A 23,335-nucleotide genomic window follows, 5' to 3' on the forward strand; every position below is an offset into this window, starting at 1 on the left:
ACAGCGAGGCTAGCCGGACCGACCGACATCGACCCCCGCGTCGGCCCCCGCCCGCCGCCCCCGCTGGGCGAACAGCACCACCAGGCCCACCACCAGCCACACCACGCCCACCACCTGCGCCGTCCGGCTGGCCTCCACGATCACCGCCACCGCGATGACCGCACCCAGCACCGGTACCACCACGTGCTTCCACCAGACCGGCGGTCCGCCCATCCTCCGTACCGCGAACCAGCCCACCACCGACGCGTGCAGCAGCACGAAGGCCGTCAGCGCGCCGATGTCGACCACCGACACCAGGTGGTCCATGCCGTCGCCCCGCGAGGCCGCCCACACGGCCGCCACCAGCGTCACCACGGCGGCGAGCCCCAGCGCCACCCTCGGCACCCCGGACTTCCCGTCCACCCGGGCCAGCAGCCCCGGCAGCCGCCGGGCCCGCGCCATCGCGAACAGCAGCCGCCCTGCCGCCGCCTGCCCGGCGAGCGCCGCGAAGGCCGCCCCGATCGCCTTGCTCACCGCGACCAGGTCGTGCAGCCACTGCCCGACCGAGCCGTCCACGGCGTCGTAGAAAGCGGTTCCCTGCTTCGACGGATCGGCCGCCAGGTCCGCCGCCTGCACCGGTGACAGGAGTGCCACCAGATACGTCTGCACGACGAAGAGCACACCCACCATCGCCAGGCACAGCAGCACCGCCCTGGCCACCTTCGCGGAACCCCCGGTGACCTCCTCCGCGAAGGAGGCGATCGCGTCGAAGCCCAGGTACGACAGCACGGCCACCGACACCGCGCCCAGCACCGCCGCGAGCGAGAACCCGCCCATCGACCCGTCGCCGGTGAGCGGCGACAGCCAGTCCCGCTGCGCCCCGTCCCGTACGAGCACCACCACGGCGGCCACCACGAACACCACCAGCACGGCGATCTCCAGCGCCAGCACCGCGAACCCGACCCGGGCGGCGGCGCGCACGCCCCACATGTTGAGGGCGGTCGTCACCACGACGGCCAGCGCCGTCCACACCCACTGCGACACCGAGGGCACCAGCGCGTGCAGGGCGATACCGGAGAACAGGTACGCCACCGCGGGGATCAGCAGGTAGTCCAGCATCGCCATCCACCCGGCGACGAACCCCGGCCCCTCCCCCAGGGCGGACCGGGCGTACGCGAAGACGGAACCCGCGCGCGGCACGACCCGCACCATCTGCGCGTAACTGAACGCGGTGAATCCCATGGCCACCGTGGCGACGAGGTAGACGAGCGCCACCGAGCCGTGCGACTTGGCGTCGAGGGTGCCGAAGACGCCGACCGGGGCCATGGGCGCGATGAACAGCAGCCCGTACACGACCAGATCCCGGAAGCCGAGGCTCCTCTTCAGGCCCGCCGAGCCGGTCCCTGCCGCACCCGTGGCCTCCGTGGCCCCACCAGGACTCCCCACCATCGCTCCTCCGTACGCGCTTCGGTCAACTCTCCCAGTGTTGCCCCGGACGCGATCTTTGGCCTCCTGGGCACGGCCTTACGATGGGAGGCATGACTTCCTCCTCCCCGCGCCGTGTCCTGCTTGCCGCCCCCCGTGGCTACTGCGCGGGCGTGGACCGCGCCGTCATCGCCGTCGAGAAGGCCCTGGAGCAGTACGGCGCGCCGATCTACGTCCGGCACGAGATCGTCCACAACAAGTACGTCGTGCAGACCCTGGAGAAGAAGGGCGCGATCTTCGTCGAGCAGACGGCGGAGGTCCCGGAGGGCTCCATCGTGATGTTCTCCGCGCACGGTGTGGCCCCGACCGTCCACGCCGAGGCCGCCGAGCGGAAGCTCGCGACGATCGACGCGACCTGCCCGCTGGTCACCAAGGTCCACAAGGAGGCGGTCCGGTACGCCAAGGACGACTACGACATCCTCCTGATCGGCCACGAGGGCCACGAGGAGGTCATCGGCACCTCCGGCGAGGCCCCCGACCACATCACGCTGGTCGACGGCCCGGAGGACGTCGCGAACGTCACCGTGCGCGACGAGTCGAAGGTCGTCTGGCTCTCCCAGACCACGCTCTCCGTCGACGAGACGATGGAGACGGTCGACGCCCTGAAGAGCAAGTTCCCGAACCTGCTCTCGCCGCCCAGCGACGACATCTGCTACGCCACGCAGAACCGTCAGATCGCGGTGAAGAAGCTGGCCGAGGACGCCGAGCTGGTGATCGTCGTGGGCTCGAAGAACTCCTCGAACTCCATCCGCATGGTCGAGGTCGCCCTGGACGCCGGCGCCCCCGCCGCGCACCTGGTGGACTTCGCCTCCGAGATCGACGAGGCCTGGCTGGAGGGCGTCGGCACGGTCGGCCTGACCTCGGGCGCCTCCGTGCCGGACGTACTGGTCGACGGCGTGCTGGAGTGGCTGGCCGAGCGCGGCTACGCGGACGTCGAGACGGTGAAGACGGCCGACGAGTCGATCACCTTCTCGCTCCCGAAGGAACTCCGCCGCGACCTGCGCGCGGAGGCCGCCGCGCTGGGCAGCAGGTAGGACTTTTCCAGGAGGTACGGCGCACCGCTGTCATCGGTGCGTCGTACGGTGGTGTCCATGAACGTGTTCGGAGTGGACATCGGCGGTTCGGGCATCAAGGGCGCTCCTGTGGACCTGCAGCGGGGCGACCTCGCCCAGCCGCGGCACAAGGTGCTGACCCCGCACCCGGCGACGCCGGACAGCGTGATCGACGGCGTCAAGGAGGTCGTCGACAACTTCGGCTGGTCGGGCCCGGTCGGCATCACCTTCCCCGGGGTCGTCACGGACGGCGTCACCCGCACGGCCGCCAACGTCGACAAGGGCTGGGTGGACCTGAACGCCCAGCAGGTGCTCGGCGAGCGCCTCGGCATGCCGGTGACGGTGCTGAACGACGCGGACGCGGCGGGCGTCGCCGAGATGACCTTCGGCGCGGGCGCCGACCGCAAGGGCACGGTCATACTGCTCACCTTCGGCACGGGCATCGGCAGCGCCCTCTTCCTCGACGGCAGGCTGGTCCCCAACACCGAACTGGGCCACCTGGAGCTGAACGGCCACGACGCCGAGAAGCACGCCTCGACCAAGGCCAAGGAGGACGAGGACCTGAGCTGGGAGCACTGGGCGAAGCGCGTCACGAAGTACCTCGCCCACGTCGAGATGCTCTTCTCGCCGTCCCTCTTCATCATCGGCGGCGGCGTCAGCCGCAAGGCCGAGAAGTTCCTCCCGCTGATCGAGGGCATCCGCGCGGAGATCGTCCCGGCCCAGCTCCAGAACAACGCGGGAATCGTCGGAGCCGCCATGGCCGCCGCCAAGCGCTGAGCGCCCCGCGCGGACGGACGGGACACGGAGGCGGTACGGGACCGCTCCCCCGCCCGCGGAACACGGAGGCGGTACACCGCTCCCCCCTGACCGCGGGACCCGCTGCCGCACCCCGCCGGGACCGCTCACGGCACCTGCCGCCCCGCACCCTGGGGCGGCACGGCCCTCGCCCGCTGCTACTTCGGCGGACGCTGCCGTCGTACGCCGCCCGTCCGCCCCGGGGCCTGCGGTCGTACGGCGGCGGGGGCGACGGCGGCGTGCGGCGCGGCGGCTGCGGCCCGCTCCGCCTGCCTGCTCGCCATCCGCCGCACCTTGCGGACGCTCGCGATCAGACCGGCGATCAGGGTCCCCCCGTACAGCCATCCGGCGTGGACGGCCAGCGCGGTGACGACGGCCATCAGCCGGCTCCCCAGCCCGTCCGACCCGCCCGCGATGGGCACCAGCCCGCAGGCGAAGGCGATCGGCACGCTGATCGGCGCGGTCACCAGGTCGGCGGGCCGCACCCAGAGCGCGGTCAGCATGCTGACCGGCAGGAACAGCACCCCGTAGACGATCGGCGACCCGTCGAACAGCAACTGGTCCAGACACCCCAGCACCACCATGACGGCCATGGCGAAGAGCCCGCCGCCGAGCCCCGTCAGCCGGGGCTGGGGCAGCCGGCGCAGCGCGAGGACCACGGGCGCGACGGGCCGCGCGGTCCTTCCTCCCCCGGCACTCCGGTAGACGGCCGAGGTCTCGGCTGTAACTCCCCGCGCGGCGACGTGCGGCTTGCGCGGCGAGGGGCGGGGTCGGGTCCTGGGATGCTCCACCGCACCAACGTAGGTCGCCGGACTGGCGGATCGCGGGCTGGGACACGCCTTTGGGCCGACCTTGGCACTGCGTTCGACGCATCCACACACCACGACCACCCGCTCCCCCTCTCCTCCCCGTACGACACCCCCACCCGCCCGCCCGTAAACTGGGGGATCGGTCGGCCCGCCCCGGGCCGCAACCAGCTCTCCTCTCTCCGCTACGGGAAGTCGCCAACGTGTCGCTCACGATCGGAATCGTCGGTCTGCCGAATGTCGGCAAGTCGACCCTGTTCAACGCCCTGACCAAGAACGACGTGCTGGCGGCCAACTACCCGTTCGCCACCATCGAGCCGAACGTCGGCGTGGTCGGCGTCCCGGACCCCCGCCTGGCGGTCCTCGCCGGCATCTTCAACTCCCAGAAGATCCTTCCCGCCACGGTCGACTTCGTCGACATCGCGGGCATCGTCCGCGGCGCGTCGGAGGGAGAGGGCCTCGGCAACAAGTTCCTCGCGAACATCCGCGAGTCCGACGCGATCTGCCAGGTCATCCGCGCCTTCAAGGACGAGAACGTCGTCCACGTCGACGGCAAGGTGTCCCCCAAGGACGACATCGAGACGATCAACACCGAGCTGATCCTCGCCGACCTCCAGTCCGTCGAGAAGGCGATCCCGCGCCTGACCAAGGAGTCCCGCCTCCAGAAGGAGAAGGTGGCCGTCCTCGCCGCCACCGAGAAGGCCAAGGCGATCCTCGAAGCGGGCGAGACCCTCTTCTCCGCGGGCATCACCAAGGGCACCGAGCAGGGCGACCTCCTCCACGAGCTGCACCTGCTCACCACCAAGCCCTTCCTCTACGTCTTCAACGTGGACGAGGACGAGCTGGTCGACGAGGACTTCAAGAACGAGCAGCGCGCCCTGGTCGCCCCGGCCGAGGCCATCTTCCTGAACGCCAAGATCGAGTCCGAGCTCATCGAACTCGACGACGACGAGGCCCTGGAACTCCTCCAGTCCATGGGCCAGGAAGAACCCGGCCTGGCCACCCTGGGCCGCGTCGGCTTCGCCACCCTGGGCCTCCAGACCTACCTCACGGCAGGCCCCAAGGAGACCCGCGCCTGGACGATCCCCCAGGGCGCCACGGCCCCCGAGGCGGCCGGTGTGATCCACACCGACTTCCAGAAGGGCTTCATCAAGGCCGAGATCATCTCCTTCGCCGACCTGGTCGAAACCGGCTCCGTCGCCGAGGCCCGCGCGAAGGGCAAGGCCCGCATGGAGGGCAAGGAGTACGTCATGCAGGACGGGGACGTGGTGGAGTTCCGCTTCAACGTCTAGAGGGCGACACACCAGCACGTCGCCCGTTTGGCAAACATGCAGCTCAGATGGGGTCCGACTCTCTTGGGTCGGGCCCTGACTTTCGGGCCGTGCTGGGAGCGTGCCGGAAAATCTGACCCACCGTCACCCCTGATCACCCGGGCCGTGCTGGGATGGTGCCGGGATACTCCCCCAACCGCCGTGCTGGATGCCGGGAGCACCCGGACAGGGCCGATCAGTCGACTCACCCAAGGAGCCCGTTACGGGCACCCGGAAACAGTGCAAGACCGTCGGACACCCGCACACAAGTGTCCGACGGCCTTGCACTGTTTCGCATGCTCCGAACGGAACCAGAGAGCGATGCTGAACGCTTCTGCCGACAGCACTCCACCCGCAAACCGGCCGAGGTGCAGCGCCAGGAGAGGGCGATGAGCCCGCCGTGCTCGGCGTGCTGAGCACATACTCCGGCGGCCCGCGCCTGGGTCATGGCGGAGCGGGGGTCGCCCATGTCGTGGGACGCCTTGGCCGTGTGGGCGGAGACGATGGTGGCCAGAACATGGAGTTCGCGGATCCGGGAGGGGCGGGCGCGCCCCCCTTCGATCAGGCGGACCAGCCGCTTGCACTCCCTTACCGGCGACAGCCGCGATCCGGCCCAACGCCGCGTCCACGTCCGCCACCTCCAAGGACGCCTCCGCGGCGTCCTTGAGCACCCCCCACCCCACCCCGATCCGCCGCTGCGGCAGCCTCCCCGACAAGTACGTCACCACCAACGCCACCTCGTCCGCCCCCGCCGCCCCCCGGAACACCTCCGCCAGCAACGCCACCTTCCGGGTACGCCCGGAAGCCGCCCCGGCCGCGACCGGGCCGTCGACGCCGGAACAGGGCGGGCTCTGGGGCTGCTGCACACCCGAACCCGACTCCGGTGCGACGCGGTGGGACCGGCCCGTACGCCTGGTTCACATGTCTCAGGTGGCGGGAGTCCGCTCGCTGGCCTGGTCCTGGCGCAGGACACGCCCCAAGGTCGCCGCATAGGGGTGGGGGTTGTTGCGGGGATAGGCATAGGTGAGGACGGCGGGCGGGGCGCCTGTGAGCGGCAGGTACAGGATGTCCGGATCGGGGTACTGGTCGGCCACCGACACCGGGAGCACGCCGGCACCGCGTCTGGCGGCGACGGCGTGGAGGTACTCCTCGATGTTGGAGGTTTCCACACCGATCTCGGGGGTGGCATCGGCCGGCCAGTCCTCCGGGGTGAGCGTGCCGCTCACGGTGTTGACGACGAGGCAGCGTCGTCCGAGATCGCGCCAGGTCACACGGTCGCGCACGGCCAGGGTGGAGGTGCGGGCGATCGCTGCGATATGCGGCTCCCGCAGGATCTCGGTGGTGACCAGGCGCGGATCGCGGATGGTCCCCCAGAGCAGGGCCGCGTCGGCGGACCCGTCGCGCAGTCCGGCGGTGCGGTCGTCACGGCGCACGGTCTGCACGATGACGCGGTGCTGCCCCTCCAGGGTGACGGTCGCTCGACGGCCACGCTGGAGGGGGAAGCCCCAGGCATACCCGAGCCGCAGTGAGGACTGCGGCTCGGGGGGCTGGAGAGCCGTTTCCAGCTGGGGCAGCAGGACTTGGAGATCGGCTTGCAGACGGTTCCCGTCCGCGGTGAGGCGGGGGTGGCGGGTGCTGCGGTCCACCAAGGTCCGGCTCAGGGCCCCCTCCAGACGCTGGATGTGCCGGGTGAGGGTGGGCTGGGAGATACCGAGCCGGTCGGCGGCCCAGGTGAAGTGCTGCTCCTCGGCCAGAATGAGAAAACACCGCAGGTGATGCAAACCGATTTCCATGGGAACAATTTAGCCAGTTGCGGCTGACTTCCCAGCTCAGGAGGCTTTTACGGCCTCTCCCGCACGCCGTGTGGCGCCTCGCACCACGGTCAGGTGCAGGATCAGGGCAACCAGGGTGAGGGCGGCCGTGTAGTACGGCAGGGAGCCCGGAGCCACGCCGAGGCCCAGCACCACGCCGCCGAGCGCGGACCCGAGTCCGCTGCCGAGATAGACGGCGGAGCTGTTGAGCGAGACGGCGACCGTGGCATGTTCGGGCTGGGCCGCGATGAGCTGGTGTTGCTGAGGCACCTGGATGGCCCATCCGGCCGCGCCCCAGATCACGAGCGGCACGGCTGCCAGGGCCACGGCGGTGTGCGCGGCGACGGGCAGGACGAGCTGGCCGGCCACGACGAGGACCAGAATCCAGGAGACCGCGGCGAAGGGCTTGCCGGTGCGGTCCACGATGCGGCCGATCAGCAGACTGCCGATGATGCCGCCCGCACCCCAGGCCCACATCGCCCAGACCGGCTGGTCGGTGTGCGCGGTGTCGACGATGAACTCAGCGAGGTAGGTGTACAGACCGAGGCTGGCGATACCGCCGAGCAGCGAGACGGAGACGATGCCGGCGACCCGGCCGCTGGCCAGGGCGCGCACGCGCTGACCCAGCGGCGGCGGCGGGCTCACCGCGACCTGCGGCAGCCGCATGATCCCGATCAGAGCGACCACACCGAGCGCGGTGATCAGCCACAGCGTGCCGCGCCACCCCATGTGCGAGGCGAGCAGCATGCCGACCGGGACACCGATGACGGTGCCGATGCTCAGGCCGCCCATGACCGTGGCGAGCGCGCGGCCACGCCGTTCCGGAGCGGTCAGACCCGCTGCTGTGGCGGCGGCGATGGGTGAGTACACACCCGCGCCGATGCCTGCGACCGCGCGGGCGAGCAGGAGAACCCACAGGCTGGGGGCGACGGCCGTCAGGGCATTGCCGATGGTGAAGACCACCAGTGCCACACCGAGCACCACCTTCGCCGGCCGGGCGGCCAGGAGGGTGGCGAAGATCGGCCCGCCCAGCGCGTAGCAGAGCGTGAAGACGGTGACCATCTGGCCGGCTGACGACGCCGAGACGTGCAGATCCCCCGACACCAGGGGCAGCAGTCCGGCCATCACGTAGGCGTCCACACCCAGCGCGAAGGTGCCCAGCGCCAGCAGCGGGATGAACTTACTGCGGGTGTCCCCCTTCGTCGGGGTGGCTGTTTTCTCTGTGGCGCTCATCCGAGGCGCTCCAAGTCCGTTTCGGCGATGATCTGGCGGCCGTTGGGGAAGTAGCTGGCCGGTTCGGTCACCGCGGCCTTCTGTTCGATCTCGTTGAGCAGGCGCTGCAGCCGTACGGACTCCTCAAGACCGGCGAACGGCACGACAGGCTGCTGCCGGTCGTGCGCGAACCGGACCGCGTCCGTGACGACGCGGCGCAGCGAGACGATGGTGCTGTGCCCTTCGGGAACAGGGTCGTTACGGGTGTCCACCTCGCACAGCAGCTCTTCGCGGCCGTCGGCCTCGCGCCAGATCCGTAGGTGGTCCGCATCCCAGGTGGGGTTGGAGTACTCCACGGTGGCGTAGACCAGGCCGCCTTCCTGGTCCCGGAAGGCGCAGTCGATCGTGCGCTGCCGGGTGACGTTGACGAAGCTGCTGTAGACGCTCACCACGGCGTCGCCCAGCTGTGCCGTCAGGGCCACGCTGTCCAGGACGTCGGGGCCGGAGATGGAGTAGTCGGAGCAGACGGCGACGGCGTCACGGAGCCGCAACTGCCGGCCGTCCAGGTCGAGTCCCTGGACCAGGTTGAGGGAGTGGATGACCTCACTGGCGACCCCGACCGTGGGCCGGTGGTCGTTGATGCGGTTCTTGCCCCAGGTGGCGTGGGCCCGCACCAGGGCCAGCCGGTGCCGGCGCGCGTAGTCCCAAAGGGCCACGCTCGCCTCCGAGTACCGGCCGACCAGGTCCATGGCGAAGCCGGAGACATCGCTCAGGGCCGCGACCACGGCGTCCAGGTCGTCCTGGGCGGAGGTGAGGGGCTTCTCCGCCAGGACGAAGCCCCGGTAACCCTTGAGGCGCGTCAGGATCTCGGCGTGCGCCGAGTCGGTCACCGCGACGATGACGAGGTCGGGCTCGAATTCCTTGAGGGCGCCTTCGACGGTGGGGAAGTAGGGGATGTCCTCGGCCGTGCGGTGCCGGGCGTGATAAGCGATCTCGATGTCGAGACCGAGTTCCTGCGGGCCGGAGAGGCTGTGCAGTGCGCGCCGAAATCGCGTACCGGCGTAGCCCATTCCCGCGATCAGTACTTTTACGGTGTCCATGCGGGTCATCCCTCCCGGCTCGCGGTGACGGGGCGGTGGTACAGGCCCTCTTCGGAGAGCTGCCAGCCGGCCCGGCGGTGGAACTCCACGGCACCGCTGGAGCTCTGCATCATGGCGATGTCGGCGCCGCGCGTACTCGCCCACTCGAAGAGCGGGGCGATCACCGCGGTGGCCAGTCCCTGGCCCCGGTCACGCGGATCGGTGATGAGGGTCTGCATCCAGGCCACCCGGCCACGGGGCTGAGCGGGCGAAGGCGGACGCTGGTCGATAACGGAGATGGCGCAGGCGCGGAGCCGGCCGGGGCCCGCGGCCACCGAGACGAACACGTCCTCATGGGACAACTTCTCCGTCAGCCAGGCCCGGTAGCCCGCCCGCCACGCCCTGCGTGCCTCGGGGGTTGTCGCGATGTACGGGAGCGAGGCCTGCTCCTCGTCGCCGTCGAGCAGGAAGGCGCGCAGACGGATGAGTTCGTCGATGTCCCCCGGCTCCGCACGCCGCACCACGGTGTCGGTCGCTGTCGTCACGCTGTCCTCCTGTGCAGACCGAAGTGGGTGAAGACCTCGTCCAGGGCACGGACCAGGTGGGCGATGTCCTCGTCGGAGTGATTCGGCGTGACATTGACGCGGAACCGCTCGGTGCCGACCGGAACGGTGGGCGAGTTGATGGGCTGGAGGTAGACGCCGTGCAGGTCGAGGAGGCGTGCGGCCGACTGCTTGCACAGCTCGGCGTCCCCGACCAGGACCGGCAGGACGTGCGTCGTGCTGCACGGCATCACTTCGATCCCGGCGCCCGCCAAGGCGGTACGCAGCCGGGCGGTCTTGCTCTGCAGCGCGTCCCGTTCGGCGGTGGAGGTCTTCAGGTGTTCCACGCTGGCGTGGCAGGCCGCCACGACGGCGGGCGGCAGTGAGGTGGTGAAGATGAAGCCCGAGGCGAAGCTGCGGACCGCGTCGACGAGGGTGGTCGAACCGGTGATGTATCCGCCGATGACGCCGATTCCCTTGGCCATCGTGCCCTGGATGACGTCGACGAGGTGGTCGACATTCAGCTGTGCCGCGATCCCCGCGCCCCGGGGCCCGTACATGCCGATCGCATGCACTTCGTCCAGGTAGGTGAGCGCGTTGTACTCGTGCGCGAGCTTGACGATCTCTTCGATGGGGGCGACGTCACCATCCATCGAGTAGACGGACTCGAAGACAACGATCTTCGGGCGGTCCAGAGGCTGGCTGGAGAGCAGCTCCTCCAGGTGGGCCACATCGTTGTGGCGGAATACCTGGCGTTCCGCGTTCGTGCTGCATATCCCATTGATGATCGAAGCGTGGTTCAGCTCGTCAGACAGGACAATGGGATCGGGCAGCAGGCGTAGCAGGCATCGCAGAGTGGCATCATTCGAGCTGTATCCCGTGGGAAAGACCAGGGCGGCTTCTTTGTGATGCCATTCAGCGAGCGAGGTCTCCAGCGCGGAGTAGTGGGCGTGCGTTCCGCCGATATTTCGAGACCCCCCGGAACCGGCTCCGTATTCATCGATTGCCCGATGCATGGCCTCGACCACTTTGGGGTGCTGCGACATCCCCAGGTAGTCATTGCTGCACCATACGGAAACCTGCTGGCCACACCCATCGGCCGCGCGAAGCGTCGCCTTCGGGTACGCGTTCGCGTGCCGATTGATTTCTACGAACGTTCGATACTGGCCATCGCGTCTCAGCTTGTCAAGCTTTTCCGCCAGATAGCTTTCGTACATTCCCCCGCCTTGCAACTAGCGTGCACCTGCGAGCGCACATGATTCGTAAACGCAGGAATTACATACAGCGGGCACCACCCCCGCAAGTCAGTCAGCTGCATCTATGATGCATCTTCTACATAACCGCAGGTCATCGCAGTTTACGGTGCTCCATGAGATGCCAGTCACACCATCAAGACCAGGGGAATCCGATACGCTGCCCCGGAGTGCTCGACAGGCTGCTGCCAGGTTCCCTTCCGTCACTGCAGGGCGACCGTCTCCACATAGGGGCCGAGGAAAACAATTCGTCGGCGTGCCGACCGCACAGCAGGCTCTCCATTCCGGTTCCGCTGTCCCGTCCGACTGCTGTTCAGTTCGGCTTTCCGGTCTGGCGCTGCGGTATTATCTCAGCCCAGATCCGAAATTCGGCTCCCGTGCCGCCCCTGGTGAATCTCCAGCCCCGCGCGGGGGCCGTATCGCCATGAAATCAACCGGCCGACCGCCGGGCCCTCAGCTCTGCTCGCGCCTTCTTGCATTCGCGCATTCGACCCGCCAGGGGGGCGCGAACCCGATGTCCGATACGACGGCACCCGAGTCCCGGCGGCCCCATGGCGGCCCGCAGCAGCACCCGCAACACCTTCGCACTCACTCAGCACGGGGGAAACATGAGAGAAGTCAGCATCAGCACGGCCGCAGCCGTGCACCGTTGGGCGCGGGTCGCCGGTGACGCGCCGGCCATCGTCTACGAGGGCGCCGAGACCACGTACGCCCAACTGAGCGCCCGGGTCCGTGAAATGGCCGGCATCCTGTCCCGGGGAGGCCTGCGGGCCGGAGACCGCGTCGCCTACCTCGGCCACAACAGCGCACTGCTGCTGGAGACGGCACTCGCCGCCGCCCATCTCGGAGCGATATTCCTTCCGGTCAACTTCCGGCTCGCCGCCGAAGAAGTGTCCTATCTGCTCCACGACTCCGGCACCCACACCGTGGTCGCCGAGGACGGACACCGGCCGGTCGTCGACAGCATCGCCGACGGTTCACCGGTCCGCCGCTTCCTGCTCGGCGACCGTGACCCGCTCGCCCCGGCCGCCGCCTCGGCCCATCCGCGCTGGGAACGCCTGTCCGAGGCGGGCGGGGGCACCCCGGGCTGCGAAGCCGTCAAGGCCGGTCCGGACGACACCGCCGTGCTGATGTACACCTCGGGGACGACGGGCCGTCCGAAGGGTGTGATGCTGACCCACGGAAACCTGTGGTGGAACCACCTCAACGTGACCGCCTCCATCGACGTACGCCCCCGCCACACCACGCTCGCGGTGGCGCCCATGTTCCACATCGGCGGCCTCAACGCCTTCACCCTGGGCGCCCTGACCCGCGGTGGGACCGTGGTCGTCAGGCGGTCCTTCGAACCCGCCCAGTGCCTCGCCGACTTGACGCGGTACCGGGTCAACAGCGTCTTCGCGGTGCCGGTGATGTTCGCCGCGCTGGCCTGCGCCCCCGGATTCGCCGACGCCGATCTGACCGCGCTGACGGCCGCGGTCGTGGCCGGGGCCCCGGTGCCGGGACAACTGGTGCGCGACTACGCGGCCCGTGGTGTCCAGTTGCAGCAGGCGTGGGGGCTGACCGAGACCGCGCCGTTCGCGACGTACCTGCCGGGGCACCTGGTCGGCGACCACCCCGACTCCGCCGGCTTCCCCATGCCGTACACCGAGATACGGCTGACGAACCCCGAGACGGGAGCCACCGTCACCGAGGCGCGGGAGCCGGGAGAGGTCTGTGTCCGGGGGCCGCACGTCACCCCGGGCTACTGGAACAACCCTGAAGCCACCGCGGCGGCGTTCGACTGCTCCGGCTGGTTCCACTCCGGCGACATCGGCTACCTCGACGAGGGAGGGCTGCTCCACATCGTCGACCGCATCAAGGACATGATCATCAGCGGCGGAGAGAACGTCTACCCCGCTGAGATCGAGCGGGTACTCGCCGCGCACCCTGACGTCCACGACGTGGCGGTGGTGGGCGTGCCGCACCCGAAGTGGGGCGAGACCCCGATCGCGGTACTGCGGCAGGACGGCGCGGCGCCCCGGCTCACCATCGAGGAAGTCCGCGCGTACACCGGCCAGTGGCTGGCCCGTTACAAGCTGCCGACCGCCGTCAGCCATGTCGAAGCCCTGCCCCGCAACACCAGCGGAAAGCTCGACAAGACAGTCCTGCGGGCCTGGGTGCTGAGGGAGTGCGAAACCACCGGAGCACTCAGCCACTGAATCATCCGGCCACTGCACCATCTGGCCATTGCGCTGCTCGGCCGCTGCACCACCTGGCCCCCACACCACCTGGCCACTGCACCATCACCCCGCCATTCCGGCGGACCGCTGGGCCAACCGCCCACTCCACAGCGCTGGCCCGGACACCTACCGGCCGGCGCGCCCACCGAACCCGCGTCACCATCGCGTCACGGAAGAGAAATGCACACCATGGACACTGCCCAGGCAGCCACCGACAAGGCCGAACTCGTCATCGACGGCCACACCCTGACGGTGGCCGATGTCGTCAGCGGCGCTCGCCCCGCCGACACCACTCGCGTCGACGCCCGGCTCGCCGAAGGCGCGATCCAGCGTATCGAGCAGTCCCTCGCGCTCAAGAACAAGGTCATCGAGGCAGGCCTGCCCGTCTATGGCGTCACCTCCGGCTTCGGTGACAGCAACACCCGGCAGATATCCGGCCTCAAGTCCGAGGCCCTGCAGACCAACCTCATCCGGTTCCTGTCCTGTGGCATCGGCCCCGTAGCCACCCCGGACGTCATCCGGGCCACCATGATCGTCCGGGCGAACTGCCTGGCCCGGGGCGCCTCCGGTATCCGTACCGAGGTCCTCGAACTGCTGCTGGGCTGTCTCAACAACGACGTGCTGCCGCCCATCCCCGAGCGTGGCTCGGTCGGTGCGAGCGGCGACCTCGTCCCGCTGAGCTACGTGGCCGCGCTGCTGACCGGACAGGGCAAGGCGCTGCACCGGGGTGAGGAGAAGGACGCCCGCACGGCACTGGCCGACGCCGGTCTCAGCGAGGTGGTGCTCGGGGCCAAGGAGGGCCTCGCGCTGGTCAACGGCACCTCGTTCATGTCGGGCTTCGCCACCCTCGCCGTCCACGACGCCGCCGAACTGGCCTTCGCCGCCGATCTGAGCACCGCGCTGGCCTCCCAGGTGCTCCAGGGCAACCCCGGCCACTTCGTCCCGTTCATCTTCGACCAGAAGCCGCACACCGGCACCCGCACCAGCGCCCGGACCATCCGTGAACTGCTCGGCAACCCCGAGGACCGCGACCCGTCCGTGGACCCCGAGGGCATGGCCCTGACGGAGTCCGGTTTCCGGGAGCTGGAAGAGCCCATCCAGGACCGGTACTCGGTGCGCTGCGCGCCGCATGTGAACGGTGTGCTGCGTGACACCCTGGACTGGGCGAAGAACTGGGTCGAGGTCGAGATCAACTCCACCAACGACAACCCGCTGTTCGACGTGGAAGCGGGCATGGTCCGCAACGGCGGCAACTTCTACGGAGGTCACGTCGGCCAGGCCATGGACGCGCTCAAGACCGCGGTGGCCAGCGTCGGCGACCTGCTTGACCGACAGCTCGAACTGGTCGTCGACGAGAAGTTCAACAATGGCCTCACCCCGAACCTCATCCCGCGGTTCGGCTCCGAGAGCTGGGAGGCGGGGCTGCACCACGGCTTCAAGGGGATGCAGATCGCCGCCTCCGGCCTCACCGCCGAGGCGCTGAAGAACACCATGCCGGCGACGTCGTTCTCCCGGTCGACCGAGGCCCACAACCAGGACAAGGTCAGCATGGCCACCATCGCCGCACGGGACGCCCGTACGGTCGTGGAACTGGTTCGCCAGGTCACCGCCATCCACCTCCTGGCCCTGTGCCAGGCGGCGGACCTGCGCGGCCAGGACTGCCTGAGCGCTCCGACGCGTGCCGCCTACGAGCTGATCCGCTCCGTTTCCGCCACGATGGACGGTGACCGGCCGCTGGCCCGGGACATCGAGCTCGTGGCCGGCCTCATCGCCTCCGGCGAGCTCCGCCGGGCCGTCGAGGGCACCGACCGCGGCTGACCCACCATTGCGCGGGGAGGACTGCGCCGGATGCGAGACGGGTGGCCACCACACGGACCACCCGTCTCGCGGGGCCGCCGACTCCTGCCACCGCCGCACGGCCTTTCAGCGCTGCCCGGGACCGTCGTGGTCGTGCCGCGGGGGACCTGTACCGAGACGTGGTCAACAGGTGGCCACACGATGCCCCTCCGTCGCAGTACCTGGAACTCGTAAGGCGCCGAAACTCAGCGGATGGCCGCGCATGCATGCGGGGCGCGGTCGCACGCGCTGTGGCAACCGCCGGCCACATGCTTCCCCGGCGGCCACCGCTTTCCGCGCACCTCGGACCCCGCTCCTGCCGCATCACGGACAGGAATCCTCTCGCCCCGGGAGTACACAGCTTGTTGACCACCCCCAGAGACCAGAGCGTGGATTCTCGATCCACACAGCCGGTCGACCAAGATGTTCCGGGCCGCGGTCCGGCGCCGAAACACGCGCTGCAGCAGCGTCATATCGTCATGATCGCGCTGGGTGGGGTGCTCGGCTCCGGGCTCTTCGTCGGATCGGGAGCCGGCCTGCGTCTGGCCGGACCGGGCATCATCCTGTCCTACACGGTGGCCGGAATCCTGTTCCTGCTGGTAATGCGCATGCTGGGGGAAATGGCCGCGGCGTATCCCACCGGTGGATCGTTCTCGGTCCATGCCACGCGCGCCCATGGTCGGTCCGTCGGCACCACACTGGGCTGGATGTACTGGCTACTGCTGGTCGTGGCGATCGCGGTCGAGGCAGGGATCGCGGCCACCCTCCTGCACGGATGGCTCTCGTGGCTTCCGCAGTGGGCCGGCGTACTGGTCCTCATGACGGTCTTCACCGCGGTGAACCTCGCCGCAGTGGGAGTCTTCGGAGAGCTGGAGTTCTGGTTCGCCGCGCTGAAGGTGGCCGTCGTCCTCGCGTTCATCGGGCTCGGCGCGCTCTCCATGTGCGGCGTGCTGCCCGGCTCCCCGGCCACGGTCACCGCCCATCTGACCGGTCACGGCGGATTCCTCCCGAACGGTCTTGCGGGAGTGGCCGCGGGGCTGCTCGCGGTGATGTTCTCCTTCGGCGGGAGCGAAGCGGTGACGATTGCCGCGGCGGAGACGGCCGACCCCGTGCGGGCGATCCGCAGTGCCGTGCGCACTGTCGTATGGCGGCTCCTGGGGTTCTACCTCGGATCCATTCTGGTCATGATCCTGCTGTTGCCTTGCGACTCCGTTCCGGCGGGCCACAGCCCTTACGTCGCGGTGCTCGATGTCATCGGCTTTCCCGGCGCGGCGTTCTTCATGGAGGCAGTGGTATTCGTGGCGGTGCTTTCCGCCTTGAACGCCAACCTCTACAGCGCTTCCCGTATGATCCGCTCGCTCGCCGAGCGGGGTGAGGCTCCCGGCGCACTGACCCGCACCACCCGGCAGGGCGTGCCGGCGCTGGCCGTTGTCGCCTCGGCCTCCTTCGGATTCATCGCGGTCGCCCTCAACTTCCTGTGGCCGACGACGGTGTTCACCGTCTTGCTGAACTCGGTCGGCGCGGTGATGCTCCTTGTCTGGTTTGCCGTCGCGGCCACCCACTTGCGGCTGCGCCGCCATCTCGAAAAGCACGAACCGGAACGGCTGGTGCTGCGCACACCGGGATTTCCGTATCTGACCTGGGTCGCACTCCTTGTCATCGGCGTGCTCTTCGTCCTCATGCTCACCACGTCCGAGGCCCGACTGCAATTGCTGGGCACCGCGCTCACCACGGGAATCGTGCTGTGTGTCGTCACGGTCACCGGGAAGGGCCGCACCTCGTAGATCCCCCTCCGCCGGACACGCCCAGAGCATGCCTGCCACCGGTTCGGCACGGCCCGTCGCGGCGGTGGGCCCCGCCTCGCAGGAGTGCTGCCGCCGTGTTCGCGCTCTTCGGCCCGAAGGCGCCCGGAGGAGGGACGCGACGGGTGCGGTCCGGCTCTGTGCCCGGCCGCACCCCGCGGGTGGTGCGGACGACCGGCCGCCCGTTCCCGGCCGCTGGTGCGGGTTCCTCCGGTCAGCGGTAGGCGGCGAGAGGCGGGGGGAATGTGAGCCCCGCCACGATCGCGGCGCTTTAGTTGAAACTTAACCTAAACCTGTTCTACGGTGGCCGCATCGCTTGATCCTCCGCACGTTTGGAAGGCACGACGCATGTCCCTCGTTCTTGACCCCGCCGCCCAGGACCTCCTCTTCCGTGAGGCCCGCACCGCCAACACCTTCTCCGACGAGCCGGTGACCGAGGAGCAGGTCGCGGCGATCTACGACCTGGTCAAGTACGGTCCGACCGCGTTCAACCAGTCGCCGCTGCGCATCACGCTGGTCCGTTCCGAGGAGGCCCGTGAGCGTCTCGTCGGTCTGATGGCCGAGGGCAACCAGGCCAAGACCCGCACCGCGCCGCTGGTCGCGATCCTGTCCGCCGACAACGAGTTCCACCACGAGCTCCCGGCGCTGCTCCCGCACTTCCCGCAGGCCAAGGACGTCTTCTTCGCCGAGCGTCCGGTCCGCGAGCAGGCCGCGCTGGTCAACGCCACCCTCCAGGCCGGTTACTTCATCGTCGGCGTGCGCGCCGCCGGGCTGGCCGCCGGTCCCATGACGGGCTTCGACTTCGCCGCCGTCCAGAAGGAGTTCCTGGACGACGACCACACCCCGCTGATGGTCGTCAACATCGGCAAGCCGGGCGAGGACGCCTGGTTCCCGCGCTCCCCGCGACTGGCGCAGGACGAGGTCATCACGACCGTCTGAGCCGCCGCGTACGGGTATGCCGTACGGCACGAGGGGCCGTCGCACCGGGCAGGTGCGGCGGCCCCTTTCCGCGTGCGGCGCGGGCGCGGGCTACGTCGCCGGGGCCGACGGCTTCGGCAGTTCCTTCGGCTTGAGGGCCGCGGCCATCTCCGCCAGGCGTTCGTCCTTCGCCGTGCCGAGGACGACCGTCGTCGCGCCCTTGTCGGTGCGCACCAGGGCGTCGTACTTCTCGCCCTTCCACACCTGCCAGTCCGCGCCGCCGATCGCCTGCGTCCTTCCGGAGTTCTTGGCGGCGAGGGTGACCTCGGGCACGTACTTCGCCGGGTCCTTCGTCGACTGCTCGACCGCGACGTACTCCTTGTCCGGGTCGAGGAAGCCCAGGTGCCAGGCCTTGCCCTCGTTGCCCCGGTACGTCACGGAGGTCGCGCGCCACTCCGGGGACAGGCCCTGCGGGGCGAGCACCGGGTAGGGGGCGGACCGCTGGGCCGTGCTGAGCTCGACCCGGTAGTCGACCGTCTTGACCGGGTCGGCGTCCTCGTCGTGCGGGATCACGGTGTAGACGAGGGCGACCACGGCCCCGATGACCACCATCGAGAGCACCATGTCCCGGATCTTCTGATTGCCACGCTTCGCTGCCACGCCCTCCATGCTCCCTCATGGGGTTCGCGGGCCCCGCCGCGGCCCCGCACCCCGGGGACGTAACCCGATATGCCGCTCATACGTGCACCCCCTCTGCTCATTTTGTCGATGTACGGATAGAGTCGCACTACCGCCGCCGCTCCCGTGCAGCCACACAGGCAGAACAGAAAGGGTTGCTCACCGATGACCGAGCACCAGCTCCCGTCGCAGCTCGAAGTGCCCGCCGAGGCTCCCGACCGCAACCTCGCCCTTGAGCTCGTACGCGTCACGGAGGCCGCCGCCATGGCCGCCGGCCGCTGGGTGGGCCGCGGCGACAAGAACGGGGCGGACGGCGCCGCGGTCAACGCGATGCGCACCCTGGTCTCGACCGTGTCGATGAACGGCGTCGTCGTCATCGGCGAGGGCGAGAAGGACGAAGCCCCGATGCTCTACAACGGGGAGCACATCGGCGACGGCACCGGCGCCGAGGTCGACATCGCGGTCGACCCGATCGACGGCACCACGCTCAACGCCAAGGGCATGCCGAACGCCATCGCCGTCCTGGCGGCCGCCGACCGCGGGACGATGTTCGACCCGTCGGCCGTGTTCTACATGGACAAGCTCGTCACCGGCCCGGAGGCGGCCGACTTCGTCGACATCAACGCCCCCGTCGCGGTCAACATCCGCCGCGTCGCCAAGGCCAAGAACTCCACCCCCGAGGACGTCACCGTCGTCATCCTGGACCGCCCCCGCCACGAGGGCATAGTCAAGGAGATCCGGGAGACCGGCGCGCGGATCAAGTTCATCTCGGACGGCGACGTCGCCGGTTCGATCATGGCGGTACGGGAGGGGACCGGCGTCGACCTGCTGATGGGCATCGGCGGCACCCCGGAGGGCATCATCAGCGCCTGCGCGATCAAGTGCCTCGGCGGCACCATCCAGGGCAAGCTGTGGCCCAAGGACGACACCGAGCGCCAGCGCGCCATCGACGCCGGGCACGACCTGGACCGCGTCCTGCACACGAACGACCTGGTCAGCGGCGAGAACGTGTTCTTCGTCGCCACCGGCATCACCGACGGCGAGCTGCTGCGCGGGGTGCGCTACCGCTCGGCGACCGCCACCACCCAGTCGCTGGTGATGCGGTCGAAGTCCGGCACGATCCGCCAGATCGACTCGACGCACCGCCTGTCCAAGCTGCGCGCGTACAGCGCGATCGACTTCGACCGCGCGAAGTAGGACAGACAGAGAAGACAGGCAGAGAAGCAGGACAGACAGAGACGCACCCACGACGAAGGGGCGGCCACCGTGTCGGGCGGCCGCCCCTTCGTCGTCGCGCGTACGCGTCATCCGGCTATGCGGTGGTCCCCCGCTCCCGGGGCCGCCTTGAGCTCCATCTCGCGGCGGCGGCGCCTGGCCAGCACCACCCGGCGCTCGGCGGCGGTCAGGCCGCCCCAGACGCCGTACGGCTCGGGCTGGAGGAGGGCGTGCTCGCGGCAGGCGATCATCACCGGACAGCGGGCGCAGACCCGCTTGGCTGCCTCCTCGCGGGCCAGCCGGGAGGCGGTCGGCTCCTTCGACGGGGCGAAGAACAGCCCGGCTTCGTCCCGGCGGCACACCGCCTCCGTGTGCCAGGGGCCGGCCTGGCCTTGCCGATCACGGACCGGTGCCGGGACGCGTTGCGCGGGCACGGCGGCGACCTGCAAGGACTGATGCGGCGGTTGCAGCACGGTCTACTCCTGACGACGGCTTCGCGAGCGAGCGACGATGCGCAGTCCCTACCCGCTGTGCCGACGCCTATGCACAGGGTTTCGAACCATGTCCAGTACGCGTCACCCGGCGTGTCCCGGTTTCCGTCAGTGTCCGAGGTGTTTGCGCAGGCGGTCGTGCAGGTCGGCGATGAGCTTGCCGCGCCTGGGCTTCGCCTCGATGTTGCCGAGTACCGCCGTCCCGTTCACCACGACCACGGGGGCCTCCGGGTCGGCGGCCTCCAGGGTGCGGATCTCGAAGTTGCCCAGGATGCCGTTGCCGGTGCCGCGCAGGGTGATGTTCTCGGGGACGGTGATCTCGACGTTGCCGAAGACCGAGGTGGCGTTGATGGTGGTCAGGCGCTGTGAGAAGAGCGCCTCGGTCAGGTCGATCTCGACGTTGCCGAACAGCGCGAAGGCGTTGGTGCGGGCGCCGACGCGCCAGCGGCCCTTGCGGGTGGTGCTGCTGAGGACCGCCACCAGGCTCTCGGCGGGCTCCCCCGGCTGTCCCGCGTCGTACAGGTACGGGGCCGGGTCCGGCGAGGCGGAGGCGGCACCCGGCGCCGGCAGGTCCCGCACCAGCGGCTCCAGTTCGGCCACGGTCTTGGCGCGGTAGACCGCGTCGATGCGCTCGCCGTGCTCCTCGGCGTCGAGCCGGCCCTCCGCCAGCGCCTCGCGCAGGATGTCCGCGACGCGGTCGCGGTCGGCGTCGGAGGCGCGCAGGGCGGGGGCCGCCGCGGGCCGGGCGGGCTGCTGCTCGGGCTTCTTTTCGAGGTCCACGGGGACACCGTACCGAAACGCGATAGATCGCGACAGGGGGCAGAGCGGTCCGCCGGGCTCCGGGTGAGGCGGACCTCACCGGCCGGGGCGGAACGGCCGCGTCTTACGCTGTGGGGTGCGCTGCCAATGGAGGTATGCGTCGCCGTCTGCCTGCCTAGTGAGGAATGGCCGAAATGCCAGAGTTTGCCTACTCCGATCTGCTCCCGCTGGGAGAGGACACCACGCCCTACCGGCTGGTGACCGCCGAGGGTGTCTCCACCTTCGAGGCCGACGGGCGCACGTTCCTCAAGGTCGAGCCCGAGGCGCTGCGCACCCTGGCCGCCGAGGCCATGCACGACATCTCGCACTACCTGCGGCCCGCCCACCTCGCGCAGCTCCGGCGGATCATCGACGACCCGGAGGCGTCCGGCAACGACAAGTTCGTCGCGCTGGACCTGCTGAAGAACGCGAACATCGCGGCGGCGGGCGTGCTGCCGATGTGCCAGGACACCGGCACGGCGATCGTGATGGGCAAGCGCGGGCAGAACGTGCTCACCGAGGGCGGGGACGAGGAGGCGCTGTCGCACGGCATCTTCGACGCCTACACCAAGCTCAACCTGCGGTACTCGCAGATGGCTCCCCTGACCATGTGGGAGGAGAAGAACACCGGCTCCAACCTCCCCGCGCAGATCGAGCTGTACGCGACGGACGGGGGCGCGTACAAGTTCCTGTTCATGGCCAAGGGCGGCGGGTCCGCGAACAAGTCGTTCCTGTTCCAGGAGACGAAGGCGGTGCTCAACGAGGCCGCCATGATGAAGTTCCTGGAGGAGAAGATCCGCTCGCTGGGCACGGCGGCCTGTCCGCCGTACCACCTGGCGATCGTGGTGGGCGGGACGAGCGCCGAGTTCGCGCTGAAGACGGCGAAGTACGCCTCCGCGCACTACCTGGACGAGCTGCCGTCCGAGGGGTCGCCGACCGGGCACGGCTTCCGGGACCAGGAGCTGGAGCAGAAGGTCTTCGAGCTGACCCAGAGGATCGGGATCGGGGCGCAGTTCGGCGGCAAGTACTTCTGCCACGACGTGCGTGTGGTGCGGCTGCCCCGGCACGGCGCGTCGCTGCCGGTGGCCATCGCGGTCTCCTGCTCGGCGGACCGGCAGGCCACCGCGAAGATCACCGCCGAGGGGGTCTTCCTGGAGGAGCTGGAGAAGGACCCGGCGCGGTTCCTGCCGGACACGACGGACGAGCACCTCGCGTCGGACGAGGAGGTCGTGCGGATCGACCTCAACCGGCCCATGGACGAGGTCCTCGCCGAGCTCACCAAGTACCCGGTGAAGACCCGGCTCTCGCTGACCGGGCCGCTGGTCGTCGCGCGGGACATCGCGCACGCCAAGATCAAGGAGCGGCTCGACGCGGGCGAGGAGATGCCGCAGTACCTGAAGGACCACCCGGTGTACTACGCGGGGCCGGCCAAGACGCCCGAGGGGTACGCGTCGGGGTCGTTCGGGCCGACGACGGCCGGGCGGATGGACTCCTACGTCGAGCAGTTCCAGGCGGCGGGCGGGTCGAAGGTGATGCTGGCCAAGGGGAACAGGTCGAAGCAGGTCACCGACGCGTGTGCGGCGCACGGGGGCTTCTACCTGGGGTCCATCGGCGGGCCCGCGGCCCGGCTGGCGCAGGACTGCATCAAGAAGGTCGAGGTCGTGGAGTACGAGGAGCTGGGGATGGAGGCGGTGTGGCGGATCGAGGTGGAGGACTTCCCGGCGTTCGTCGTCGTGGACGACAAGGGCAATGACTTCTTCACGGCGCCGGCGGCGCCCCCTCTGCTCACCACCATCCCGGTCCGCGGCCCGGGCCTGCCCTAGCCTTTCCCGGCCCTGCCCTGACTTCCCCCGGCCCCGGGACCTTCCACGACCGTCCCCGGGGCCGGGCCTGTCCCAGCCGTCCCGGGGGCCCCTCGCCCCCTTTGCCCCATTCGGCTTCGCAGCCCTCGTCCCCTTGGGCTTCGCAGCCTTCGCCCCTTGGGCGACGGGGCCGCCCCGAGGGGGCGAGGGGGGTACCCCCTGCTCGAGCGAAGCCGAGAGCTTGGGGGAGGG

At 69.7% G+C, this 23,335-nt stretch carries 20 protein-coding genes; 10 read left to right on the forward strand and 10 right to left on the reverse strand.

The window, feature by feature from the left end:
* Positions 1-9: 9 nt before the first annotated feature.
* Positions 10-1,428 carry an APC family permease gene (locus ACIP93_RS06440; protein WP_401756309.1) on the reverse strand — a complete coding sequence of 473 codons (1,419 nt, stop codon included), beginning with the start codon at positions 1,426-1,428 and terminating at the stop codon, positions 10-12.
* 89 nt (positions 1,429-1,517) lie between these two features.
* Between ACIP93_RS06440 and ACIP93_RS06445 the strand changes: the two genes are divergently transcribed.
* Complete coding sequence (locus ACIP93_RS06445; RefSeq protein ID WP_380837217.1) at positions 1,518-2,498, forward strand: 4-hydroxy-3-methylbut-2-enyl diphosphate reductase; 981 nt, start codon at positions 1,518-1,520, stop codon at positions 2,496-2,498.
* Between the two features lie 57 nt (positions 2,499-2,555).
* Positions 2,556-3,293 carry a polyphosphate--glucose phosphotransferase gene (gene ppgK, locus ACIP93_RS06450; RefSeq protein ID WP_345228627.1) on the forward strand — a complete coding sequence of 246 codons (738 nt, stop codon included), beginning with the start codon at positions 2,556-2,558 and terminating at the stop codon, positions 3,291-3,293.
* A 176-nt stretch (positions 3,294-3,469) separates the two neighbouring features.
* On the opposite strand, the gene ACIP93_RS06455 is transcribed toward ppgK, so the two are convergent.
* The gene (locus ACIP93_RS06455) at positions 3,470-4,102 is read right to left on the reverse strand and encodes a DUF6542 domain-containing protein (protein WP_401756313.1); all 633 of its coding nucleotides are present in this window, start codon (positions 4,100-4,102) and stop codon (positions 3,470-3,472) included.
* A 218-nt stretch (positions 4,103-4,320) separates the two neighbouring features.
* Between ACIP93_RS06455 and ychF the strand changes: the two genes are divergently transcribed.
* Both ychF and ACIP93_RS06465 read left to right on the forward strand, forming a co-directional pair.
* On the forward strand, positions 4,321-5,409 hold the full coding sequence (gene ychF / locus ACIP93_RS06460; protein WP_345228628.1) for a redox-regulated ATPase YchF: 1,089 nt from the start codon (positions 4,321-4,323) through the stop codon (positions 5,407-5,409).
* Positions 5,410-6,090: 681 nt separating this feature from the next.
* Positions 6,091-6,420 (forward strand): hypothetical protein, encoded by a 330-nt coding sequence (locus tag ACIP93_RS06465; protein ID WP_401756318.1) that lies wholly within the window; start codon positions 6,091-6,093, stop codon positions 6,418-6,420.
* On the opposite strand, the gene ACIP93_RS06470 is transcribed toward ACIP93_RS06465, so the two are convergent.
* From ACIP93_RS06470 to hemA, 5 genes are read right to left on the reverse strand one after another with little or no spacing between them, the layout of a single operon-like run.
* On the reverse strand, positions 6,354-7,220 hold the full coding sequence (locus ACIP93_RS06470) for a LysR family transcriptional regulator (RefSeq protein ID WP_401756321.1): 867 nt from the start codon (positions 7,218-7,220) through the stop codon (positions 6,354-6,356). The genes ACIP93_RS06465 and ACIP93_RS06470 overlap by 67 nt on opposite strands.
* A 36-nt stretch (positions 7,221-7,256) precedes the next feature.
* Entirely contained in the window at positions 7,257-8,471 is a 1,215-nt protein-coding gene (locus ACIP93_RS06475; protein ID WP_401756323.1) for an MFS transporter, read from the reverse strand.
* The gene (locus tag ACIP93_RS06480) at positions 8,468-9,550 is read right to left on the reverse strand and encodes a Gfo/Idh/MocA family oxidoreductase (RefSeq protein ID WP_401756326.1); all 1,083 of its coding nucleotides are present in this window, start codon (positions 9,548-9,550) and stop codon (positions 8,468-8,470) included. The genes ACIP93_RS06475 and ACIP93_RS06480 overlap by 4 nt, the downstream gene beginning before the upstream one ends.
* Positions 9,551-9,555: 5 nt before the next feature.
* On the reverse strand, positions 9,556-10,074 hold the full coding sequence (locus ACIP93_RS06485) for a GNAT family N-acetyltransferase (RefSeq protein ID WP_401756329.1): 519 nt from the start codon (positions 10,072-10,074) through the stop codon (positions 9,556-9,558).
* Positions 10,071-11,288, reverse strand: a complete 1,218-nt coding sequence (gene hemA / locus ACIP93_RS06490; RefSeq protein WP_401756332.1) for a 5-aminolevulinate synthase — start codon at positions 11,286-11,288, stop codon at positions 10,071-10,073. Before hemA ends, ACIP93_RS06485 begins: the two co-directional genes overlap by 4 nt.
* Positions 11,289-11,932: 644 nt before the next feature.
* Here hemA and ACIP93_RS06495 point away from each other — a divergent pair.
* The 4 genes from ACIP93_RS06495 (at position 11,933) to ACIP93_RS06510 (ending at position 18,120) form a co-directional block, all read left to right on the forward strand.
* Entirely contained in the window at positions 11,933-13,522 is a 1,590-nt protein-coding gene (locus ACIP93_RS06495; RefSeq protein ID WP_401756335.1) for an AMP-binding protein, read from the forward strand.
* 210 nt (positions 13,523-13,732) lie between these two features.
* Positions 13,733-15,361 carry a histidine ammonia-lyase gene (hutH, locus tag ACIP93_RS06500; protein WP_401756338.1) on the forward strand — a complete coding sequence of 543 codons (1,629 nt, stop codon included), beginning with the start codon at positions 13,733-13,735 and terminating at the stop codon, positions 15,359-15,361.
* A gap of 383 nt (positions 15,362-15,744) precedes the next feature.
* Positions 15,745-17,163, forward strand: a complete 1,419-nt coding sequence (locus tag ACIP93_RS06505) for an amino acid permease (RefSeq protein WP_401757005.1) — start codon at positions 15,745-15,747, stop codon at positions 17,161-17,163.
* Positions 17,164-17,529: 366 nt separating this feature from the next.
* Positions 17,530-18,120 (forward strand): malonic semialdehyde reductase, encoded by a 591-nt coding sequence (locus ACIP93_RS06510; protein ID WP_345228646.1) that lies wholly within the window; start codon positions 17,530-17,532, stop codon positions 18,118-18,120.
* Between the two features lie 90 nt (positions 18,121-18,210).
* On the opposite strand, the gene ACIP93_RS06515 is transcribed toward ACIP93_RS06510, so the two are convergent.
* Positions 18,211-18,768 carry a DUF4245 domain-containing protein gene (locus ACIP93_RS06515; protein ID WP_401756341.1) on the reverse strand — a complete coding sequence of 186 codons (558 nt, stop codon included), beginning with the start codon at positions 18,766-18,768 and terminating at the stop codon, positions 18,211-18,213.
* Positions 18,769-18,942: 174 nt separating this feature from the next.
* On the opposite strand from ACIP93_RS06515, the gene glpX reads away from it, so the two are divergent.
* Entirely contained in the window at positions 18,943-19,974 is a 1,032-nt protein-coding gene (gene glpX / locus ACIP93_RS06520) for a class II fructose-bisphosphatase (protein WP_345228648.1), read from the forward strand.
* A gap of 107 nt (positions 19,975-20,081) precedes the next feature.
* Here glpX and ACIP93_RS06525 read toward each other — a convergent pair whose 3' ends face one another.
* Together ACIP93_RS06525 and ACIP93_RS06530 are read right to left on the reverse strand one after the other, a co-directional pair.
* The gene (locus ACIP93_RS06525) at positions 20,082-20,465 is read right to left on the reverse strand and encodes a WhiB family transcriptional regulator (protein ID WP_345228649.1); all 384 of its coding nucleotides are present in this window, start codon (positions 20,463-20,465) and stop codon (positions 20,082-20,084) included.
* 126 nt (positions 20,466-20,591) lie between these two features.
* Positions 20,592-21,263: a DUF1707 domain-containing protein gene (locus ACIP93_RS06530; protein ID WP_401756346.1), complete on the reverse strand. Its 672-nt coding sequence runs from the start codon at positions 21,261-21,263 to the stop codon at positions 20,592-20,594.
* A gap of 173 nt (positions 21,264-21,436) precedes the next feature.
* On the opposite strand from ACIP93_RS06530, the gene ACIP93_RS06535 reads away from it, so the two are divergent.
* Positions 21,437-23,104: a fumarate hydratase gene (locus ACIP93_RS06535; RefSeq protein ID WP_345228651.1), complete on the forward strand. Its 1,668-nt coding sequence runs from the start codon at positions 21,437-21,439 to the stop codon at positions 23,102-23,104.
* The last annotated feature ends 231 nt before the right edge of the window (positions 23,105-23,335 follow it).

This window comes from Streptomyces sp. NPDC088745 (assembly GCF_044751045.1).
GTDB lineage: Bacteria > Actinomycetota > Actinomycetes > Streptomycetales > Streptomycetaceae > Streptomyces > Streptomyces cremeus.

What these genes read in the sequence shown, in the direction of transcription:
- ACIP93_RS06440 (WP_401756309.1), bottom strand. Translation starts at nt 1,428, where the DNA reads ATGGTGGGGAGTCCTGGTGGGGCCACGGAGGCCACGGGTGCGGCAGGG.
- glpX (WP_345228648.1), top strand. Translation starts at nt 18,943, where the DNA reads ATGACCGAGCACCAGCTCCCGTCGCAGCTCGAAGTGCCCGCCGAGGCT.
- ACIP93_RS06495 (WP_401756335.1), top strand. Translation starts at nt 11,933, where the DNA reads ATGAGAGAAGTCAGCATCAGCACGGCCGCAGCCGTGCACCGTTGGGCG.
- ACIP93_RS06510 (WP_345228646.1), top strand. Translation starts at nt 17,530, where the DNA reads ATGTCCCTCGTTCTTGACCCCGCCGCCCAGGACCTCCTCTTCCGTGAG.
- ACIP93_RS06445 (WP_380837217.1), top strand. Translation starts at nt 1,518, where the DNA reads ATGACTTCCTCCTCCCCGCGCCGTGTCCTGCTTGCCGCCCCCCGTGGC.
- ACIP93_RS06515 (WP_401756341.1), bottom strand. Translation starts at nt 18,768, where the DNA reads ATGGAGGGCGTGGCAGCGAAGCGTGGCAATCAGAAGATCCGGGACATG.
- hemA (WP_401756332.1), bottom strand. Translation starts at nt 11,288, where the DNA reads ATGTACGAAAGCTATCTGGCGGAAAAGCTTGACAAGCTGAGACGCGAT.
- hutH (WP_401756338.1), top strand. Translation starts at nt 13,733, where the DNA reads ATGGACACTGCCCAGGCAGCCACCGACAAGGCCGAACTCGTCATCGAC.
- ppgK (WP_345228627.1), top strand. Translation starts at nt 2,556, where the DNA reads ATGAACGTGTTCGGAGTGGACATCGGCGGTTCGGGCATCAAGGGCGCT.
- ACIP93_RS06475 (WP_401756323.1), bottom strand. Translation starts at nt 8,471, where the DNA reads ATGAGCGCCACAGAGAAAACAGCCACCCCGACGAAGGGGGACACCCGC.
- ACIP93_RS06480 (WP_401756326.1), bottom strand. Translation starts at nt 9,550, where the DNA reads ATGGACACCGTAAAAGTACTGATCGCGGGAATGGGCTACGCCGGTACG.
- ACIP93_RS06470 (WP_401756321.1), bottom strand. Translation starts at nt 7,220, where the DNA reads ATGGAAATCGGTTTGCATCACCTGCGGTGTTTTCTCATTCTGGCCGAG.
- ACIP93_RS06535 (WP_345228651.1), top strand. Translation starts at nt 21,437, where the DNA reads ATGCCAGAGTTTGCCTACTCCGATCTGCTCCCGCTGGGAGAGGACACC.